This is a genomic window from Lacticaseibacillus zeae subsp. silagei (assembly GCF_030770335.1).
GTDB classification, from domain to species: domain Bacteria; phylum Bacillota; class Bacilli; order Lactobacillales; family Lactobacillaceae; genus Lacticaseibacillus; species Lacticaseibacillus zeae.
Window position 1 is genome coordinate 1,371,353 of record NZ_CP132484.1, and the last position, 20,567, is coordinate 1,391,919.

The following is a 20,567-nucleotide window of genomic DNA, read 5'->3' on the forward strand; positions in this document are numbered from 1 at the left end:
AACAGCCAACATCGGCGAAGTTTCGCTCAAAGGTGTTATGGCTGTTTTTTTGCGCTGGTTTAAGGTATGCTTTGGTACACATGGCAGTAGGAGGTTGAAACGCAGTGCGTCATCGTTGGGCTCTTTGGTTAGGCATTGTGACATTAAGTGCACTTTTATTAGGCGCTGTGGCTTTTGTTTGGCAGAAGAAGATAGCTATTCCGGATAGACAGGCTAAGGTTTTGTCGTCGCAGCGGCATGAGCAGGCGACTCACCGTGAAGCCGTGCAAACAGCAGCAACGCATTTTGATGAGCGTCTGGACCGGCCGATCGACACATCGGCAGGCAAATCGTTCAAAGAAACCTTAACAAACGATAAATTTATTGGCAGTGCTTTGATCATCAAACAGGGTGAAATTATCTTCAATGGCGGCGTGGGTTACGCCGATGCCGCAGCGAAACGCGTTAATGGGCCAACGACTTTGTTCCAGATCGGATCGATCCAAAAAGCGGTCACTGCAGTTGCCGTCATGCAGCTGGCTGAAGAAGGCAAGTTGCATTTGGATGATCCGGTTGGCAAGTATTTATCCGGCATCAAAACCGGTGATCAGGTAACATTGCGCATGATGATCGATATGCGTAGTGGTTTTGCGCTTAAAAAGTATCAGCCTTCCGTTATGGACGATGCCGGTATTATTCGCTGGGCAATCGGCAATATGACCTATTTACCGCAGCGAAACTACGCGTACCAGGCGGTTAATTACCAATTACTCGCCGGTGTGGTTGAAAAAGTCGCTGGCCGTTCTTATGAGCAGCAGATCAGAAAGACGATTATTGACCGATTGGGGCTTAGACACACCGGATTCTTGCCGGGAATGCTGACAGATACCAACCGCTCATTGACGTACACGGGGCCGGTAACGAATCCTTATCAAACCTCCATTGGCGAACCAGAACTGTGGTACAACCGCGAGCTGGGTACCGGCAATATGTATACGACTGTTGCTGATTTGTATCGATTGCTGCGGGGCATCGATGATGGAAAAGTTTTGCCATTATCAGCGTTAAAGACCTTGCGCAATCGCGATGACGGGGTTTATACGGCAGGCATTTATAATCATAGCGATTTTTACTCAACGAATGGCACTGTGGCCGGGCAAATGGCATCAACTGCTATTAGCCATGATGGCAAAGATGCGGTGATTTTGTTGAGCAATTATAATTCACATGCGCTCAATCTTCACGATGAAGCCGTTCGCTTGTTCCAAACGTTGCGGCAAAAGGGATAGGCCGCCCTGTTTGTGAATTAGTTCGGCTTGTTGAAAAAACGCGCTCACTGGCGCAGGAGTCTGCGTGTAAGGATCTTGATCGCGATGGCCAAGCCCGGGCCATAACGCCTGAGGACACTTACACTCCGACTTCTAAGCGCGCCCGTTCACGCTCTTGGGCTTGCGCAAGGCTGCTTTGACCTGATATACTTGAAGCAACATAGGGGAGTAACTAGCAGAGCTTTTCTGCGACAACATCACCAACAAGGCTATGTCTGGTGTTGTCTTAAATAGTGAGACTTATGGATCTACTGCTGGTAGGCCATAAGTCTCTTTTTGGCTACCGGCCCAAACAAAGAAGGAGGCACTATCTTGGCAAAGAAACCGCCATATGCATTAAGCAGTCAAGAAGTTTTGCAAGAAGAACAAACCCAATTGACTGGACTATCTAAAGAAACGGCACAAACCCGGTTGGGTGAAAACGGGCCGAATGAACTGGCTCAGGCCGAAAAAAAGAGCATGTTGGCGCGCTTTTTGGATCAGTTCAAGGATTTCATGATCATTGTTTTGCTTGCTGCTGCTTTGATTGCCGGGTTCCTGTTGAGCGAATGGGCAGATGCCGGGATTATTTTGGCTGTTGTGTTACTGAATGCCGTTTTCGGCGTTTTTCAGGAGAGTAAGGCCGAAGAAGCGATCGATGCCCTCAAGGAGATGTCGACGCCGAATGCACACGTTCGGCGTGGCGATCAGGTTTTGACGATTCCAAGCAGTCAGTTGGTTCTCGGCGATATCGTGTTGCTGGAAGCCGGTGACGTGGTTCCGGCCGATTTACGGTTGGTGGAGAGCGCCAATCTAAAAATCGAAGAAAGTGCCTTAACGGGTGAAAGTGTGCCGGTTGATAAATCCACGGCACCACTGGACGCTGATGACGTTGGCATCGGTGACCGAACCAATATGGCCTTCATGAACAGTAATATCACTTACGGACGTGGTGTCGGCGTCGTTGTTGCCACCGGAATGAAAACTGAAGTCGGCCGGATTGCCGGGATGATCAATGCTGCAGAAGAAACCACGACCCCGCTGCAGGAAAACCTTAAGAGTCTGGGTAAGACGCTGACCGTGATGATTCTGGTCATTGCAGTCATTGTGTTTGCAGTCGGTATTTGGCGGAATGCGGCAAGTCTGCCGGAAATGTTCCTGACGGCGGTGTCCTTAGCGGTTGCGGCTATTCCTGAAGGACTGCCAGCAATTGTAACGATTATTCTGGCACTGGGAACCCAGAAAATGGCCAAGCGCCACGCCTTGGTCCGCAAGCTGCCAGCTGTGGAAACTTTAGGTAGCACCGATATTATTGCCAGTGATAAAACCGGAACGCTGACGCAAAATAAAATGACCGTTGAAAAGGTTTATTACGACGGTCAGCTAAATAATGCCAGTGACGGCATCCACGGCGGCAATCCGCTGATGACCATTATGAATTTTGCTAATGATACGCAGGTTCAGGATGATGGTAAATTACTGGGGGATCCAACCGAAACCGCGCTGGTCGCATATGGGAAGACCCAATCGTTTGATCTGAATCACGCCTTGGCAGACGAACCGCGGATCGATGAAGTACCATTTGATTCTGAACGTAAATTGATGTCGACCCTTCATCGGCGGGCAGATGGCAAGATTCTGGTGACAACCAAGGGTGCGCCGGATGAATTGCTCAAGCGGGTGACTGAATTGGCCACCGGTGATCAGGCAGCACCGATGTCTGACAGCGAACGTGATGCCATTTTAAAGGCCAATAAAGATATGGCTACCCAGGCTTTGCGGGTGTTAGGCATGGCGTATAAGGTCATTGATGCAGTTCCTGAACCGGTCAATTCGGAGACAGTTGAAAATAATCTGATTTTCGCCGGTTTGGTTGGGATGATCGATCCGGAGCGGCCTGAAGCAGAAGCAGCGGTTGCAGAAGCAAAATCAGCCGGGATTCGGCCAATGATGATTACCGGCGATCACCGCGATACTGCTGAAGCAATTGCGGTTCGGCTGGGGATCATTGATCAAGGCGATGATGATGCTGTCATTACCGGCGCCGAACTTGATCAGCAAAGTGACGAAGAATTTGCCAAAAATGTTGGTAATTACAGCGTTTATGCACGAGTGGCACCAGAGCATAAAGTTCGTATTGTCAACGCCTGGCAGAAAAAAGGTAAAGTTGTTGCGATGACCGGTGACGGTGTCAATGATGCGCCTGCTTTGAAGGCCGCCGATATCGGCATTGGCATGGGGATCACCGGCACAGAAGTTTCCAAGGGTGCCTCTGACATGGTGCTAGCCGATGACAACTTCGCCACGATCGTTGTGGCCGTTGAAGAAGGCCGAAAAGTCTTTTCCAACATTCAAAAGGCGATTCAGTATCTGTTGTCTGCCAACCTTGGCGAAGTGTTGACGTTGTTCATGATGACCATGCTTGGCTGGGATATCCTGGCACCGGTGCACATTCTTTGGATTAACCTGGTGACGGATACCTTCCCCGCGATTGCTCTTGGGGTTGAACCGACAGAGCCGGGGATCATGAAGCAAAAGCCACGCGGTCGCAAATCCAACTTCTTCTCAGGCGGCGTCGGTCCAGCGGTCATCTGGCAGGGTATTCTTGAAGGCCTATTGACCTTAGGCGTTTACTGGTTTGCCATCACGTATCCGGTTCACAGTGGTCAAGCAGCGATGCATGCGGACGCTTTGACGATGGCGTATGCTACTTTGGGCTTGATTCAGCTCTTCCATGCCTTTAACGTCAAAAGCATTCATCAAAGCCTCTTCACAGTCGGTGCCTTCAGAAATAAAGCTTTCAACTGGGCGATCCTTGCCTCCTTTGTGTTGTTGGCTGTCACCATTCTGGTACCGGGATTCAATGGACTATTCCACGTAACAACGCTGGATTGGCACCAATGGTTAACGGTTTTAAGTGCCGGGGTTACCATGATTGTGCTCGTCGAAATCGTCAAGATCTTCGAACGTGCTCGGCGTAAGCGGCGCGGTCTGTAAATCTTCAGCATTCGGAAAAAATTGATGGATTAGTTTTCAAGAGAGGATTCGTGCTTTTCATGAACAAGCAACAAATTAAAATGGCGCACTATGGTACCACGATCAATGATGTGGTGGAACAAACCCAGGACAATCAGGAAAAGATGGCGCCTTTGTTTGAGCCATTACGTGAAGCGATTGATGCGGGCAAATTGGCCGATTATGATCAGGACACCTATGATGACACGCGGGTCGTGTTTCGTGAGGGTACCGATGCATACAAAAAGTTACTCACTCGATTACAAGAAGTCGCGGTTCCTGCACGGTTGGTCGGGCCACACCGTACACTAATTCACAACTTTGCGGCCTTCACGGAGGCGTGTGAAGCTATGACCGAAAGCCTCAAGTCTGACTTAGAAGTGGATGTCACAGCGTTTAATGCAGCCGAAAAAGCGCAAGACGAAGCGATCCAAAAATTCACCAAGCAAATTCAAAAGATTTCAGCGATCTTACAGTGATTTTTCTTCGTGAAAAGGATCATTTTCGCTTGACATGAGAAGTTTGCTCACGTATCTTTAATTTACCAACTTATTTCAAGTTTAAACGAATGGAGGAAACCAACATGAAAGCACTGCTTACCTTAAAAACTTGGCAAAGCCAACTTTAGGTAGGTTGCAGACGCAACCTGCCAGACGCGCAGGTTGTGTCTATGTTGGCTTCTGATCAATTTGTCCGCATAGATACCCCACAACGGGACTATGCGGTTTTTTATTTGCCGCGAAGGTCTAAACCTGCCGCGGCAATTTTTGTGTGAGCGTGAGCCAGCCCGGTTAGAAACCGGAGTGTAAGTGGCCTTGGGCGTGATGGCTGGGCTTTGGCCATTGCGACCAAGGTCCTTACACGCAGGTTTCTGGGCTGGCGAACGCGTTATGGAAAGCTGAGCGTGAACCGGCGCGCTCAGGGACCGGAGTGTAAGTGGCCTTGGCCGGGCTTTGGCCATTGCGACCAAGGTCCTTACACGCAGGTTTCTGCGACTGCGAACGCGTTATAGAAAGTGGAAGCAGGATTTATCGACTAGACGTCATTAGAACTAGCTGCCATGGTTGGAAAGGCATGAGCCATGGCGACCACAAGGCCCTTACATGTCGATAAACGTCTCACGGACACAACCACATCACCACCACACCAAAAAATCACAACAATTGGAGGAACCCGCATGAAGCGAATGCTTGGATTGATCATCATCATCTTCGGCTTTTTAGGCATTGCCTATTTTCAAAGCGGTACGACAACGCAACGGACGCAAACAAAGCCAACAGTAGGAATTTTACAGCTGACGACTCACCCGGCGTTAGATGCGATTCATAAAGGCATTATTTCAGGACTAAAAGATAAGGGTTACGTTAACGGAAAAAACATTAAGATCGACTTCCAGAATGCTGAAAATGATCAGAGCAATCTGAAGTCAATGTCGGAACGGTTTACCCAAGAAAATGCGGCGGCCACTGTGGGAATTGCAACACCGGCGGCTCAGGCACTGGCCAATGTTAACCAGAAAACGCCGATCATTCTTGGGGCCATTACCGATCCTGTGGCGGCTAAATTGGTCAAAAATGTCAAAAAACCAGGTGGCAATATAACCGGCGTTTCGGACCAGGCGCCGATTGCAGCCCAACTAAAGCTGATTCGGCAAATCATGCCGGATGCTAAAACGCTGGGTGTCATTGCCACCTCTAGTGACGATTCGGCTCAGACACAGGCTAAAATGGTCGCAAAACTCGGGCCCAAAGAAGGCTTTACGGTAAAACGGTATGCGATTAGTTCTACCAATGATTTAAACCAGGTGGCAAGCCAAATGGTCAGCCAAGTTGATGCGGTTTTCGTACCGACTGACAACACGGTCGCCAGTGCCATGCAAACGCTGGTTGCGGCGGCCAATGCGCGTAAAGTGCCGATTTTCCCGACTGTCGATACAATGGTTAAACAAGGCGGGGTCGCCACGATCGGGATCAATCAGTTTCATCTAGGTGTCGTAACCGGACACATGTTGGCGGATGTTTTAAAAGGCAAAGCCAAACCCGCAACGACGCCTATTCATTTTGAAAAAACTGGCGAGCTTATTTTAAACGAGAAACAAGCAAAACAGTTAGGGTTGACCTTACCTAGTGCGTTAGTCAAACAGGCAGAGACGAAAGGAACGGTGATCAAATGAGTTTAGGCGTTTCGGCAATTGGTCAAGGATTACTTTATGGATTAATTGGTTTGGGATTGTTTTTGACTTTCCGTGTGCTTGATTTTCCTGATATGACGGTTGAAGGGACTTTCCCGTTTGGTGCGGCAGTCGCGGTCAGCGCGATTACCCATGGCATTTCGCCGATCATTGCGACACTGCTTGCTACCGGAGCGGGGATGCTGGCGGGCTTAGCAACAGGCTTATTAACCACAAAGGGACGGATTCCGGTCTTGCTCGCTGGTATTTTGGTTATGACCGGTTTGTTTTCGATTAACTTAAGAATTATGGGGCGGGCGAACTTATCCTTGTTGCACCAAGCCAATCTTTTTCAGGAATCGTTTTTGAAGGATCTGCCGCCATACTTTAACAGCGTTGTGATTGGGCTGGTGGTTGCGGTCGTTGTAGTCGGATTACTGATGCTGTTTTTAAACACGCAGTTGGGCCAAGGCTTCATTGCTGCCGGAGATAATCCGAACATGGCGCGTAGTTTGGGGATCGACCCTGATCATCAAATGGTGCTTGGCTTAATGGTTGGTAATGGACTCGTTGGGCTTGCCGGTGGCTTGTTAGCACAGAACAATGGCTATGCGGATGTCAATATGGGCATCGGGATCATTGTTATCGGTCTTGCCGCCATCATCATCGGTGAGGTCGTTTTCGGCGAGCTGACCTTGTCGCAACGGTTAGTGGCCGTGATTCTGGGCAGTATTCTTTACCGATTTGTCCTGCTAGTGGTTTTGGCGCTGGGATTCAACGCCGACGACCTGAAATTGATTTCGGCAGTAGTCCTAGCTATTGCCATCATGGTGCCGCAAATCGATCATCAACTGCGATTACGGCGAGTCTTACAAAAAGGGGTGCAGGCACATGGCTGAATTAATATTGGATCACGTCACAGTCAACGTCCCGGTCGCAACGGAAGTAAAAACGTTACTTCAAGACGTCACGTTAACGGTCAAGACCGGTGATTTCGTAACGGTCTTAGGCCATAACGGCGCCGGAAAATCGACGCTGTTTAACGCCATTACCGGTGATTTGCCGGTGAGTGGAGGAACGGTGACCTTAGCGGGTAAAAAGTTGAATGGGCAGCGTCCGGAGCAACGGGCGCGTCACATTGCCCGAGTCTTCCAAGATCCGAAAATGGGCACGGCCCCGCGGATGACAGTTGCAGAAAACCTGCTATTAGCCAGTCACCGTGGCCAGCGCTTAAGTTTGCGCTCGCGGGGACTTAATGCGCAAAAGGATCGGCTAAAAGAGCTTGCGGCCACAACCGGCAACGGTCCGGCTGAAGCGCTTGATAAGCCGACTGAACAGCTTTCCGGCGGGCAACGGCAGGCACTGAGTCTGTTAATGGCCACCATGCGCGAGCCTGATCTGCTATTACTTGATGAGCACACGGCAGCGTTAGACCCGCACACGAGTCAATCAATCATGGCACTCACCAATCAGATTGTTTCGGATCAACAATTAACCTGCTTGATGATTACCCATCAAGTCGAAGATGCGTTACGTTATGGCACACGCTTAATTGTTTTGGATGCCGGCCAAATTGTGACTGATTTTGATCAAAAGAGAAAAGCCGCGCTAACTCGTGACGATGTTTTGGCGTTCTTTAGCTAAAGAATATTTTTTAGTTAACTGAAGCATTCAAGTAAGTTCGTCTCGGCGCATTATGAATGCGGGGCGCGTGAGTCAGATTCAATTTTAGAATGACGAAAAAATCGGTTCCGGATGATCGTGCACATTAATCATGCACGAACCAATCCATCTGGAACCGATTTTTGTATTGTTGGTATAGATTGTTTGTGAGCAGGTTAGCGGTCAGTGTCGATCGTGCAATCGCGCATGACTTGATGTACACTGTTGGCTCGGAGGTAATGTTCAACGATGACAAACCAAGAACTGCAGGCACGCGTGGAAGCTATTTCTATGGCGGCATTTCACCAACCGTTCCGCCACCGTGCCATTTTCAATGCGCGGCTTAAAACAACTGGTGGCCGGTTTCATCCAGCTGACATGAATTTGGACTTTAACCCCAAACTCTTTGCCGCTTATCCCTCGGCAATCACCGATGGCATCATCAAGCATGAACTGGTGCATTATCATTTGTACGCCCAGCATCGCGGGTACCAACACCGCGATCATGATTTCCGCCAATTACTGGCAGCAGTTGGTGGCTCCCGCTTTGCACCGCCGCTGCCCACGACTGGTCGGCAATACATCTATGTTTGTACGCAATGCGGCCGGCAGTTCGTTCGTCGTCGCCGGATTGACGTCAGACGGTATGCCTGTGGCCACTGCCGAGGTAAGTTACGACTACAAAAAACGGTGATCAACTGAGTGGCTTTTGTAACGTTAAATTGACTGGTTCAAAACCGGCCTTGGCGTATACTTCACGAGCCGTCTTATTAGCACTGAGGACATTAAGTTGGATAAAAGATGCCTGGTGACTTTTGGCAAAAGCCGCAACCGCCGCCATCAGCTGCTTCGCCAAGCCGCGATGACGCTGATCAGGGATGACGAAGAGATCGATGAGTTGGGCAAAATGTTGCGGCACGAATTCAGGACTGGCACTGGTTTGTGCTAAGACAACCAAGGCAAAACCGGTAAGTTTCCCCTGACTTTCGGTCACAAATAACCGGGCAAGATCGTTTTGCAGATAATCGGCAAAATATTGGCGGTTATCAGTGGCTAATGGTCGATACGTGTCCGGCGCCAATGTCGCCATTTCCGTTGTAAGCTGTTGGTAAAGATCCACGATTGCAGACAGATCAACAAATTGGGCTTCACGAAGCATTTTAAGTTACTCCTATCCATTCGAATTAAGCGGTTACGGATAACCAATCATTAAAAAAGATCCGATCAACAAGTTATCGTTGTTGGTCGGATCTTTTTACGCTGCGGGCAAGAAGACTCGAACTTCCATGAGCAAAAATGCTCACAAGATCCTTAATCTTGCGCGTCTACCAATTCCGCCATGCCCGCATGGCTATTTAAACACAAGAAATATTATAGAAAATCAGATGATCAAAGTCAACAAAAATTTACTATTCGGTTCAACCCGCAGAGTGGCGAAAAGTTGACAAGTCCTGACTGAAAGCTGAACTTGTTTGGTGCTGCTTGGAACGTGTATAATCTGATAGAGCTAACTGTAAACAAATAGGGGGTGTCCAGCATGACGCGTCGAGGGAAAGCGTATAACATTGCTATTATTGGAATTCTCGGTGCTTTAATTATCCTCCAGGCTTATATTCCGATGGTGGGTTATGTTCAGATTTTTCCAGCTTGGCCTGCCATTTCAACGATTCATCTGACCGTCATTATTGGTGGCATTGTTCTAGGATATGGCGGCGGTGCCAGTCTTGGCCTATTATGGGGATTGACGAGCCTGATTCGTGCTTACACATCAGCAACCGATCCCGTGACTTTATTGCTTTTTCGTAATCCGATTATTGCATTGGTGCCGCGCGTCATGGTTGGTCTTGTGGCGGCGTTTATCTTTCACCAAATGTTTAAGCGTCACCAAAGTGCGTTGGCGCAAACCGTCAAAATGGTATTTGCCGGCGTGGCCGGTGCCCTGACCAACACACTTTTAGTTATCGGGTTTACCTGGTTGCTTTTTTCGAGCAAGGCCGCGCAAATTGTACCAGGTGCCAACGCCTCCAATCTCGGGTGGCTGTTGATCACGGCGCTGGCCATTAACGCAGTTGCTGAAGCTTTGCTAGGTGGTATTGTCACACCAATCTTAGGGCATGCGTTACTACGTTTTCGGCGAAAATAGCTTTAGAATCGGTAATCATGAGTTTTGAGAAGCGGAGGTTTTGGATTGACAGATGAAGAGCAGCAAGTCGTTGATTTATTGAAGGCAATGGTACAAGTGCCGAGTGTCGGCGCAAGAGAAGGCCAAGTTGCCGATTTAATCGAAACTTATTTGGCTCCTGAATTGCAGGCAGGTTTGATCAAACGGGAGCGGATCACGTATGCGCCCGGACGCGATAATCTGGTTTTGACCGTTGGCGATCCAAATGCCGAACGGTGGCTAGGTGTCGATGGGCATATGGATGTCGTCGATGCTGGCGATGAATCCAAGTGGCAGTTTCCGCCGTTTTCAGGACAGGTAAAAGACGGCAAGTTATATGGCCGTGGGGCAACGGATATGAAATCCGGTCTGGCAGCGGTGGTTGTTGCTTTGAAACAGGTTGCGCATACGCACTTGGATCACGGCATTCAGTTGATGGCCACGGTCGGTGAAGAAATCGATAATTATGGCGCCAGGCAATTGGCCGCAGCGGGTTATGGCGACCGCCTTAATGGTCTTTTAGTGGCAGAGCCTGGCAATAGCAACGTGGATGCGGCTGAGCGCGGGATTATCGATTATACGTTGACGGCGCATGGTAAAGCGGCCCATTCATCGCGACCGGATCTTGGGGCCAATGCGATTCACGGTCTGTTTGCGTTTGCCAATGCGGCATTGACCGCAACAGCGCCGTTGCAGGCCAAGGATGATCCGATTTTGGGACATGCTACGCACAATATTGATATTATTCATGGCGGGAACCAGATCAACTCGCTCCCTGAGTCTGCCTATCTGCGTGGCAATATTCGCACAACCATGATTGCCGACAATGATGCGTTTATTCAGGCGCTAAAACAAGCAGCGAAAACGCCTGTGCCAAAAGGTGTGCATCTGTCACTTTCAATTGACTCAGTACTGGGCGCGGCTGCTGCTTCGCCTGACAATGCCTTGATTGAGGCAGTTCAGCAGGCACGGCAACGTATCGGACTCGATCGCGGGGCAGTGGCGTATCGGACCGGGATTACGGATGCGGCCTTGTTCCATCACGATGGGTTGGATCTGGCAATTTATGGGCCGGGAAATGATACATCACATGAGACCAACGAATATGTGGCGCTTCAAGATGTTTTTGACAGTGTGAAAGTTTATAAAGATGTTTTCCTGAACTATTAATCAGAATATTGGCAATCAAAAAACCTTGTGCGTGCATGCGTACAAGGTTTTTTGATTAACTAAATGCGTTGGCTGTTTGCAATTGAGTCTGGTTTACGACTTCTGCCGAATGCCTAGGTGATATTCAGCATGATGGTGCCATGTCGCACCTGCCGGAAGTTCCCAGGCTTGTGCCTGCAGATTAGCTTCAGGGGCAAAGCCGATTGCCACATGGGGCTGTCCGAGAATGCCGTTGAAGTTGTTTTGCGTACCAATGTCGGCGAACGGATCGATTCGGGTAGCTGACGCATCAGTCAGGTAATGGAGTTGCCAGTCAGCGGCTGCCAAACCATAGTCCTGCTCGGAATAAACTTTTGGTTGCTTTCCAATTGCGGTTGGCTGAGAGGCAATTGTTAATTTAGCCTGCATCATCGTTTGCGCGGGATCAGCCGTGAGCAACCAAGGCAATACCAGGCGGGGATGTAAACGAATTGAAGCGCTGGTTTGGATCGCCATGTCAATTGTCCAGACGTTTGCGTTGTTGAGCCGGTGGGTAACGCTAAGTTGACGCGTGCCAGGTTGGCCATCGGCACCTTCTGGCAAGTCTAGCGAGAACGTGATGACTAAATCAGGATCCTGACTGGTTTTCACCGCCCAGTTCCAGTTTTGCCATGCGCCAGAGACATTGGCTTCGGCTGGTTGTAGCGGACCGGTCATGGCGCCGAAAAACCCTGGCTGATGCAGATAGTCCTCTAAAGTGACGAAGCCAAGCAGTAAGTTAGGGTCGAACCCGGTTGCATTAGGCAGACGAACCTGTTGAACCCGGGCACCGAACGTTAAAAAGCGTAAGGTCATGTGATGATCATTCACCAAAGTATATTGGGTGATCCGTTCCTGACCGACTTTGGCAAAAATTTTGGCACTTAGTTTCATGGCGAAAACGCTTCCTCTCTCAATAGTTTAAGCCTACAGAAAAATTGCTCCAGATTCAATGCAATCATGACTTGAATCTGCTAGGCTTGATAAGGAAAGAGAAGGGTGGAACCATGAGAACGTTACTTAAGAAGGCCTATCAATTACTGTGGGCACTGTTTATTCTGGCACTTGCTTACAGTTTTTGGGCTCGCGACATTCTGCCCCGGCAGTTGCGACCATATGGTGATCCGGCAAGTTTTGTGATTATTAGTCTGTTTGTGGTGGTGAATGCCATCTTGCTTTACCATCATCATTTTCGCTTCCGTGATTTGAAAATGGAAAATGTCGACATCATGGAAGGCGAGAAATTTGAGGAGTTTTGTGCATACTTGTTGAAGCGAAACGGGTTTAAACATATTCAACTGACACAAGCTTCCGGTGATCAGGGAATCGACATTATCGCCCGAAAGAAGGGGCAGTCCATTGGGTTTCAATGCAAGCGGTATACCGGTTTTGTCGGTAACAAGGCAGTGCAAGAGGTTTGGGCTGGCCATCAATTTTATAAACTTGATCAAGCTGCGGTGATCACCAATAGCGATTTTTCCGATTCGGCAATCGCCTTAGCAGATGATCTGGGGGTCATGCTGATTGATCGTAAAAAACTCAAGCGACTTATGAGAAGACTGCCAAGTTGAGGTGAGTGTGAGCCGGCGCGCTTAGAAGTCGGAGTGTAAGTGGCCTTGGGCGTGATGGCCCGGGCTTAGGCCATCGCGACCAAGGTCCTTGCACGCAGACTTCTGCGCCGGCGAACGCGTTATGACGTTATGGTAAGTTGGCAACTGTGTGTGATCAGTTTGAGGAGGCAGCGGATAATCAATGTTACTGGGATTAAAAGCTAGTACAGATGAACGTCAGATTCGTGATCGGTTACAGTACCATCCTAACGTATTTGAATTTCACTTAACTGAAAATGATTTTTCGGCTGAAGGATGGGCCCATTTTTTAAAAATGGTGACTTGGGTTCGCGGCCAGGTGCCTACAGTGGTTTTCCATCATCCGATGCGATTCCGTGGTCAACGCAATGAATTAGCCATGAATCCAACCAAGTATCCGACGCGTTATGATTTTATGATGACTAGTTCGATTAAACTCATGAATCTGGCCAAAAAGGTGAATGCGACGGCGTTGATCCATGGGGGTTATCGCGTGGATACACCAGGCGATTATGCCGGGTGGACGGATGTTGCCAAAGCGCAGGATGTTGCTTTAGCGCGGATGATTGCGTTTGCTCAGGAGGCACCGGGACACGTTGTCTTTGAAAACTCCATGTCCCCCATTTTTCGTTATGGTGATCCTGATTTTGAGGCACGGATATTGCGTTGGCAACTACCGCTAGCTTATGATACCAGCCACACCTTCATCACGCTTCACGGCGATAATGATCGGCTCATGGCCAGTCTGGCGAATCTAAAGCCTTTGGTTCGGCACTATCATCTTGTCGATTCGATGGGCAAAACGCATGACAGCCTGCCACTGGGGCAAGGCCGGATTGACTGGGCGCGGGTTTTGCCGCTGCTCAACCCTAAGGCCAGTCGGATTTATGAAATCGGATTGAAGGATCAATTCAACTGCGAAGAAATGATTGCCAGCCATCACTATTTAGAAAAGGTGGCCGAGGAATTAGCCGCAGCCAAGCATCCAGCCTAATTAAGTATTAAACCGTTCTGGCGCTTGATGAACCCAAAAAGAGCGCGTGGCCCATTTGCGTCAGTCAAATACAAAAATCGCGCTTGGAGGTCCGGCTTTTTCAACAAGAGTTGCAATTCCCAGACTCGTAAAGGCGCTTTGCGGGTCAAGTTGGGTTTAAAAATCAGTTGTGGCTGATCGTCCGCGGTTGTCAGGATAAAATCATCAAAACGGCTCGGTGTCGGTTGCGTGTCCAGCAACACAGAGGCGTTTTTGTTTTGGTCGGCTAACAAAGCGAGTAAATCAATCACTCGCATGATGATGCCTCCTTTCTGACAGCAAAAGTTAAGGATTCATGAAGACGGTTGGTGCTTATCAGAACAATCGCATACAATTTAAGCAAGCTTAGTTTGATGAACTTAGAAGAACTTGCGCAGGTTTTATGGGTGCGAGCTTCTGCCTATGTCTCATAAAACGCGTTTTCAGTCGCAGAAATCTACGTGTAAGGACAAGGACCTTGGTTGCAATGGCAAAAAGCGGCATCACGCCCAAGGCCACTTACACTTCGGCTTCTACCCGCGCCAGTTCGCGCTCTGCTCATAAACGCGTTCGCAGTCGCAGAAATCTCCGTGTAAGGACCTTGGTCGCAATGGCAAAGAGCGCCATCGCACCCAAGGCCACTTACACTCCGATTTCTAAGCGCTCCTGCTCACGCTCTCTAAATTATAGCTCACTGTTTTGCTTTTGAGACTGTGATAAACTATAACGGTTTGTCTGAAGAGCACGATTCGACTGGAACAGGGAATTTTCTCCAGGCGGATGGTGTTGAATTGTTTGTATTTTAGGAGGTCATCATGGAAGAAGTTGTCATTCTCAGTGCCAAGCGAACGCCGATTGGGAAGTTGGGCGGCGAGCTTGCTGGTGCCAGTGCGGTCGATTTGGGTGTTGCAGCGGCACAGGCAGCTATTAAAGCGGCGCGGGTTGACCCTGAGCAATTGGATCAGGCTATTTTCGGGAATGTCTTACAGGCCGGTTCCGGTCAGAATGTGGCGCGGCAAATTGCGTTAAAAAGCGGGATGGCAAACCGTTCCACGGCCATGACGGTCAATGAAGTGTGCGGATCCGGATTGAAGGCGATTCGACTGGGGCAGGCGGCGATTCAATTAGGCGAAGCCACCGCCGTGTTGGTTGGCGGCACAGAGAGTATGAGCCAGGTTCCTTATTACGCAGAAGCCATGCGTGCCGGTCATAAATTTGGCGACACGGCATTTGTTGACGGACTCAGCCGCGATGGTCTAAATGACGCCTTCAGTCAGCAACCTATGGGGATCACCGCGGAAAATATTGCCACGCGCTTTGAGATTAGCCGTCGCGACCAAGATGAGTTTGCCCTGCGCTCACATTTACGCGCGGCAGCGGCAGCGGCTGAAGGTCGATTTAAATCGCAGATGGCGCCAGTCACGATTGCCGGTCGCCATGGCGATGTCACCGTCGAAACGGATTCCGCCATCCGTCCAGACACTTCGCTGGCTCAGCTAGCTAAACTGCCGCCGGTTTTTGAAGTGGGTGGTACGGTGACGGCCGGCAATGCAAGCGGCATTAATGATGGTGCGGCGGCTTTGGTTTTGATGGCCAAAAGTAAAGCCGAGCAACTAGGACTACATTATTTAGCGACGATTACCGATTATACTGAAGTCGGCATTGATCCGGATATCATGGGCTATGCGCCTAAATTGGCGATTGATCAATTGCTTCAGACCAATGGCACTTCGATCGCGTCTATTGATCAAGTAGAACTTAATGAAGCCTTTGCCTCCCAAAGCGTTGCGGTGATGCGTGACTTGGGCTTAACCGATGAACAGGTGAATATCAATGGCGGTGCCTTAGCGTTAGGGCATCCGCTTGGAGCTTCCGGTGCGCGCATTATGGTTTCATTACTTTATAACCTAGCTGAACGCGATGAAAAAACCGGCATCGCGGCTTTGTGTGTCGGCGGTGGTATCGGCATTGCGATGCAGATCGTCCGGCAGGTTTAGGAGGACGTGATGAAATTTTATGAAAAAATGCCTGAAGAAAGGCGTGCGCAATTGATTCGCGAAGGTTCACTGACGCAGACGGATGCCCGTTTATTCGCAGCAACATCTTCACTTCCTGCCACGACCGAAGCACGGTTGATCGAAAATTCAATCGGTGAATTTTCACTACCTTTAGGAGTCGCACGCAACTTGTTAGTGAATGGCCAATTGCATCAGGTGCCGCTGGCCAACGAAGAACCTTCTGTTGTAGCAGCTGCCAGTAATGGTGCGCGGATTGCTGCGGAAAATGGCGGGATCGCGGCACGGGTTGATCCGCATCAGGTAGTCGCTGAGGTGGTTTTGACAGACTTAGCCGATTTGGAAGCTGCCAAGCAAACGGTTTTGGCCCATCAAGCAGACATCAAAGCGGTCGCGGCAGCCGCCCATCCTTCCATGATTCAGCGTGGTGGCGGGTTAGTTGCAGTTGCCGTGTCAGTGTTAGCCAAACGTTTTTTGAAGATTCGTTTAACCCTTGATCCTAAAGAGGCGATGGGCGCCAATTATGCCAATACGGTAGCCGAAGCAGTTGCAGCAGTGATTAAAACCTGGCTCGATGGAACGATTTTGGTCAGTATTTTAACAAATGCCCCAGCCGAGTTAGTGACCGCGACGGTGCAACTGGATCCGACGACCCTTGCCACGAAGACAGTGCCAGGTGAGGTGATTGCCAAAAAAATCGTGCAACTTAGCGAATTGGCTTTTGTCGATCCGGAACGGGCCGTGACGCATAATAAAGGGATTCTTAATGGCGTTATTGGAGCAGTTTTGGCAACTGGCAATGACACGCGGGCAGTTGCTGCGAGTGCGGGAGCTTTTGCGGCTGCCAGCGGTCAATACCAACCTTTGTCGCGCTGGGTGATGCATGCCGGTAAGTTAGAAGGAACCTTGCAAATGCCGTTGCCGCTTGGAGCGGTCGGTGGCGCAATCGGTGCCTTGCCACTGGCACAAGCTGCCCGCCGGCTTGGTGGTTATCGCGATTTAGCCACTATGCAGCAGGTGATTGCGGCATTAGGCTTGGTCCAGAATCTTGCGGCATTGCGGGCACTGGCCGGTCCAGGGATTCAAGCCGGGCACATGAAGTTGCAAGCCAATGCCTTAGCGATTGCGGCTGGTGCTGACGAACATGAACTTCCGGCGCTGGTCGCCGCATTACGGGAAGGGCAAATGGACCTGGCACATGCCAAAACTTATTTAGCAAACATTCGATCAAATCAGAAAGTAGGCCAATCAAAAAATGAAAATCGGGATTGATGCCATTGCAATGGATACACCGGGCTTTTACGTCGATTTAGTGGAACTCGCAAAGGTTCGGGGAGATGAATCGGACAAATACACCATCGGCATCGGCCAAGATGAACAGGCGGTACCGCCTTCAAGTCAAGACATTGTGACCATGGGCGCCAATGCTGCAGCGTCATTGGTGACCCCGGCAGTCCGGGACAGCCTGGGAATGGTGCTGGTCGGAACCGAAAGTGGCGTGGATGCAAGCAAGTCGGCTGCTTTGTTTATTCATCAGTTGCTGGACTTGCCTGAATGGGTGCGCGCAGTTGAATTAAAAGAAGCCTGTTATGGCGGCACCGCGGCTTTGATGATGGCACGGGATTACGTGGCCGGACACCCAGACAAAAGTGTGCTGGTCATTGCCGCTGATATTGCCCGGTACGGCTTGGCGACAGCAGGTGAAGTCACCCAAGGCGCCGGTGCCGTGGCGATGATCGTCAAGGCGGATCCGCGACTCATCACGATTGAGTCGGATTCGGTTTATCGCTCGGCATCGATTAATGATTTTTGGCGGCCGGTTTACCAGGATACAGCGATTGCTCAAGGAAAATATTCTACCGAGCAGTATTTGGCCTTCTTTCAGGCGGTCTGGGATCGTTATCAGGCTGAAAACCATTTAACCGCAGCTGATTTTGCGGGGATGACCTTCCATTTGCCTTACACCAAAATGGGCAAAAAGGCGTTGGATTTAGTCTTACCCAAAGCTGATGACCAGACTGTGAAGCGGTTAGGGAAACGGTTTGACGCTAGCACCCGCTATTGCCGCCGGATTGGCAATATTTATACGGGTTCGCTTTATTTGGGTCTGCTTTCCTTATTGGATCACGATGCAACACTGCAGGCCGGCGACCGTATCGGGCTCTTTTCATATGGCTCGGGTGCCGTGGCGGAGTTCTTCAGCGGGATTTTGCAGCCGGGCTTTAAGGATCAACTAAACTCGGCCGCCCACGCGCGTCAGTTAGATGAGCGGCAACAGTTGACGGTGCCGGAATACGAGGCACTGTTTAGCGACAAGGTACCTTATGATCCCGAAGATTATCGGCCGGATCCGGCATACTTCCGGGGGCAATTTGTATTGACCGGTGTCGTCGGGCAAGAGCGCTTGTACGAAAAGCAGCCGGCTGATTCATCGACTTTGCCACATTAATCTGATTTGCAGCTGGTTATTTTATGACGGTTATTTTCGGCGAGCGGTGAAGAATCTACCAATCTGTATTAGTCAATTTGGTTGACTGTTATGGTTCCCATGGGCTTATTATGCCGGTCATGGAAGCGATTTCTGGATTTTTAGCGTTTTTGCAAGATTGATTGAGATGAAAAGGCTTGCATTGCGGACGATTAATTGTTATACTCACTTTTGTAATGAACTTACAAAATGTAAGTAATAATGGAGGCAAGTGTCATGACAGAAAAAATCAACGCTGCAGACGCAATGATCAAGGTGCTCGAAGACTGGGGCATTCATAACATTTATGGGTTGCCTGGTGGTTCTTTTGATAGCACGATGAATGCACTTTATAATCGGCGTCACACGATCAACTATGTTCAGGTTCGGCATGAAGAAGTCGGTGCGTTAGCCGCAGCCGGTGAAGCTAAAGTAACTGGCCGCATTGGCGCAACGTTTGGTTCTGCTGGGCCTGGGGCAGTACATCTGCTGAATGGGTTGTATGATGCTCAATACGATCATGTGCCGGTTTTGGCTTTGGTCGGGCAGGTGCCGACTGCTGCCATGAACACCAACTATTTCCAGGAAATGAACGAGAATCCGATGTTTGCCGATGTTTCGGTTTACAATCGGACGGCGATGACGGCTGCTCAGTTGCCACATGTGGTTGACGAGGCCATTCGCCAAGCATACAAGCATCAGGGTGTGGCAGTGGTCACGATTCCTAAAGATCTTGGTTGGGAACAGATTGACGACAATTATGTTTCATCAGCCAATCTCTACCAGAAGCCGCTTTTACCTGAGCCGGATCCGGAACAGGTAGCAACAGCCTGGAGCATTATTAAAGGTGCCAAGAAGCCGATTTTATACGTTGGTAATGGCGCGCGTGGTGCTCGGGACGAGATTATTGCTTTTTCCGAGAAAACGCATGTTCCGATCATTACCACGGCTTTGGCAAAAGGCGTTGTTCCTGACGACTACAAGGCAAATATGGGTTCTGCCGGACGGGTCGCGTCCAAACCTGGCGTTGAGGTCGCCCGTGGTGCCGATATGGTCTTGTTCCTTGGTTCGGATTTTCCATTCCAGCCATACTTTATCGCACCGAATGCCAAATATATTCAAGTCGATATTGATGCCAGCAAGTTTGGCCGGCGTCACACCGTTGACTTAGCGGTTCTGGCTGATGCCAAGAAGTTCATCAAAGCATTGACTACGGTCGCTGAGCCATTACCGGAAACGGCTTGGTATCGCGCTTCATTAGCTAATAAGGCAAACTGGGTTGATTGGATGAAGTCCTTTGAAGATGGCGCTGAAACGCCACTGCGGGTTGAGCCAATCTTCAAGCTCATCAACGAGATGGCGGAAAAGGATGCCATTTTCCAAGTCGACGTTGGTAACGTGACGATTAACGGAATGCGCTATCTTAAGGCTAACGACGATCAGGCATTCACTACGTCCGGCTGGTATGCGACGATGGGTTATGCCTTGCCAGCAGCGATTGGGGCACAATCAGAGTTCCCGGATCGTCAGGTATGGTCAATCTCTGGTGATGGTGGCTTTGCGATGGTGATCCAAGACATTATGACACAAGTGAAGTATCACCTTCCGATCATTAACGTGGTTTTGACGAACCAAAGCCTAGGGTTCATCGAAGCAGAGCAGGATGATACGCACCAGCCACACTCAGGAGTTGATCTGATCGGTGCCGATTATGGCAAAGCTGCCGAAGCAATGGGCGCGCAGGGCTTTGAAGTCCACACCTTGGACGAACTCAAGGATGCCTTTGCCAAGGCGAAGGATCGCAAGGGCCCGGTTGTGATTGATGTGAAGATTTCAAATTTGCGGCCGATTCCGGTCGAGCAATTGGTTCTCGACAAGCAAACCCAGGATCCCGAAGCAGTCGATGCTTTCGTGAAGAAGTATCATGCTGAGAGTCTGATCCCATTCCGGCAATTGCTTGAAGATGCAGAAAAAACCACTGCGAATGTTTAGGTGAGTCATA

At 49.8% G+C, this 20,567-nt stretch carries 18 protein-coding genes and 1 tRNA gene; 15 read left to right on the plus strand and 4 right to left on the minus strand.

The window, feature by feature from the left end:
* Nucleotides 1–104 precede the first annotated feature (104 nt).
* The 7 genes from LACZS1_RS06525 (at nt 105) to LACZS1_RS06555 (ending at nt 8,835) form a co-directional block, all read left to right on the plus strand.
* The gene (locus LACZS1_RS06525; RefSeq protein ID WP_049170072.1) at nt 105–1,268 is read left to right on the plus strand and encodes a serine hydrolase domain-containing protein; all 1,164 of its coding nucleotides are present in this window, start codon (nt 105–107) and stop codon (nt 1,266–1,268) included.
* A gap of 351 nt (nt 1,269–1,619) precedes the next feature.
* Nucleotides 1,620–4,283, plus strand: coding sequence for a cation-translocating P-type ATPase (locus LACZS1_RS06530; protein WP_070650541.1), 2,664 nt, complete (start codon nt 1,620–1,622; stop codon nt 4,281–4,283).
* A 59-nt stretch (nt 4,284–4,342) separates the two neighbouring features.
* Nucleotides 4,343–4,780, plus strand: a complete 438-nt coding sequence (locus LACZS1_RS06535) for a hypothetical protein (protein WP_047107603.1) — start codon at nt 4,343–4,345, stop codon at nt 4,778–4,780.
* Nucleotides 4,781–5,478: 698 nt separating this feature from the next.
* Nucleotides 5,479–6,474 carry a tryptophan ABC transporter substrate-binding protein gene (trpX, locus tag LACZS1_RS06540; protein WP_070650540.1) on the plus strand — a complete coding sequence of 332 codons (996 nt, stop codon included), beginning with the start codon at nt 5,479–5,481 and terminating at the stop codon, nt 6,472–6,474.
* Nucleotides 6,471–7,370 carry an ABC transporter permease gene (locus LACZS1_RS06545; RefSeq protein ID WP_010487627.1) on the plus strand — a complete coding sequence of 300 codons (900 nt, stop codon included), beginning with the start codon at nt 6,471–6,473 and terminating at the stop codon, nt 7,368–7,370. The genes trpX and LACZS1_RS06545 overlap by 4 nt, the downstream gene beginning before the upstream one ends.
* A complete protein-coding gene (locus tag LACZS1_RS06550) occupies nt 7,363–8,115 on the plus strand; it encodes an ABC transporter ATP-binding protein (protein WP_306402911.1) in 753 nt (250 codons plus the stop codon). Before LACZS1_RS06545 ends, LACZS1_RS06550 begins: the two co-directional genes overlap by 8 nt.
* A gap of 267 nt (nt 8,116–8,382) precedes the next feature.
* On the plus strand, nt 8,383–8,835 hold the full coding sequence (locus LACZS1_RS06555; RefSeq protein WP_070650538.1) for a SprT family protein: 453 nt from the start codon (nt 8,383–8,385) through the stop codon (nt 8,833–8,835).
* Here the strand turns inward: LACZS1_RS06555 and LACZS1_RS06560 are convergent.
* On the minus strand, nt 8,828–9,292 hold the full coding sequence (locus LACZS1_RS06560) for a GNAT family N-acetyltransferase (protein ID WP_010487633.1): 465 nt from the start codon (nt 9,290–9,292) through the stop codon (nt 8,828–8,830). The two genes, LACZS1_RS06555 and LACZS1_RS06560, sit on opposite strands and share 8 nt — an antisense overlap.
* 102 nt (nt 9,293–9,394) lie before the next feature.
* A tRNA-Leu gene (locus tag LACZS1_RS06565) sits at nt 9,395–9,480 on the minus strand.
* Nucleotides 9,481–9,670: 190 nt separating this feature from the next.
* Between LACZS1_RS06565 and LACZS1_RS06570 the strand changes: the two genes are divergently transcribed.
* Complete coding sequence (locus LACZS1_RS06570) at nt 9,671–10,276, plus strand: ECF transporter S component (protein ID WP_047107598.1); 606 nt, start codon at nt 9,671–9,673, stop codon at nt 10,274–10,276.
* Between the two features lie 45 nt (nt 10,277–10,321).
* A complete protein-coding gene (locus tag LACZS1_RS06575) occupies nt 10,322–11,464 on the plus strand; it encodes a M20 family metallopeptidase (RefSeq protein WP_274784897.1) in 1,143 nt (380 codons plus the stop codon).
* A gap of 93 nt (nt 11,465–11,557) precedes the next feature.
* Here the strand turns inward: LACZS1_RS06575 and LACZS1_RS06580 are convergent, their stop codons facing one another.
* Nucleotides 11,558–12,376: an aldose epimerase family protein gene (locus LACZS1_RS06580; RefSeq protein WP_070650537.1), complete on the minus strand. Its 819-nt coding sequence runs from the start codon at nt 12,374–12,376 to the stop codon at nt 11,558–11,560.
* A gap of 113 nt (nt 12,377–12,489) precedes the next feature.
* On the opposite strand from LACZS1_RS06580, the gene LACZS1_RS06585 reads away from it, so the two are divergent.
* The gene (locus LACZS1_RS06585; RefSeq protein ID WP_010487642.1) at nt 12,490–13,053 is read left to right on the plus strand and encodes a restriction endonuclease; all 564 of its coding nucleotides are present in this window, start codon (nt 12,490–12,492) and stop codon (nt 13,051–13,053) included.
* 181 nt (nt 13,054–13,234) lie between these two features.
* Entirely contained in the window at nt 13,235–14,065 is an 831-nt protein-coding gene (locus LACZS1_RS06590; protein WP_070650536.1) for a TIM barrel protein, read from the plus strand.
* On the opposite strand, the gene LACZS1_RS06595 is transcribed toward LACZS1_RS06590, so the two are convergent.
* The gene (locus tag LACZS1_RS06595) at nt 14,062–14,361 is read right to left on the minus strand and encodes a hypothetical protein (RefSeq protein ID WP_070650535.1); all 300 of its coding nucleotides are present in this window, start codon (nt 14,359–14,361) and stop codon (nt 14,062–14,064) included. The two genes, LACZS1_RS06590 and LACZS1_RS06595, sit on opposite strands and share 4 nt — an antisense overlap.
* Nucleotides 14,362–14,898: 537 nt before the next feature.
* Here LACZS1_RS06595 and LACZS1_RS06600 point away from each other — a divergent pair.
* From LACZS1_RS06600 to spxB, 4 genes are all read left to right on the plus strand, one after another.
* Nucleotides 14,899–16,080, plus strand: a complete 1,182-nt coding sequence (locus LACZS1_RS06600; protein ID WP_070650534.1) for a thiolase family protein — start codon at nt 14,899–14,901, stop codon at nt 16,078–16,080.
* Between the two features lie 9 nt (nt 16,081–16,089).
* Nucleotides 16,090–17,370 (plus strand): hydroxymethylglutaryl-CoA reductase, degradative, encoded by a 1,281-nt coding sequence (locus LACZS1_RS06605; protein ID WP_070650533.1) that lies wholly within the window; start codon nt 16,090–16,092, stop codon nt 17,368–17,370.
* Nucleotides 17,354–18,547 carry a hydroxymethylglutaryl-CoA synthase gene (locus LACZS1_RS06610; RefSeq protein WP_306402912.1) on the plus strand — a complete coding sequence of 398 codons (1,194 nt, stop codon included), beginning with the start codon at nt 17,354–17,356 and terminating at the stop codon, nt 18,545–18,547. The genes LACZS1_RS06605 and LACZS1_RS06610 overlap by 17 nt, the downstream gene beginning before the upstream one ends.
* 255 nt (nt 18,548–18,802) lie before the next feature.
* On the plus strand, nt 18,803–20,557 hold the full coding sequence (gene spxB / locus LACZS1_RS06615) for a pyruvate oxidase (RefSeq protein ID WP_274804342.1): 1,755 nt from the start codon (nt 18,803–18,805) through the stop codon (nt 20,555–20,557).
* The last annotated feature ends 10 nt before the right edge of the window (nt 20,558–20,567 follow it).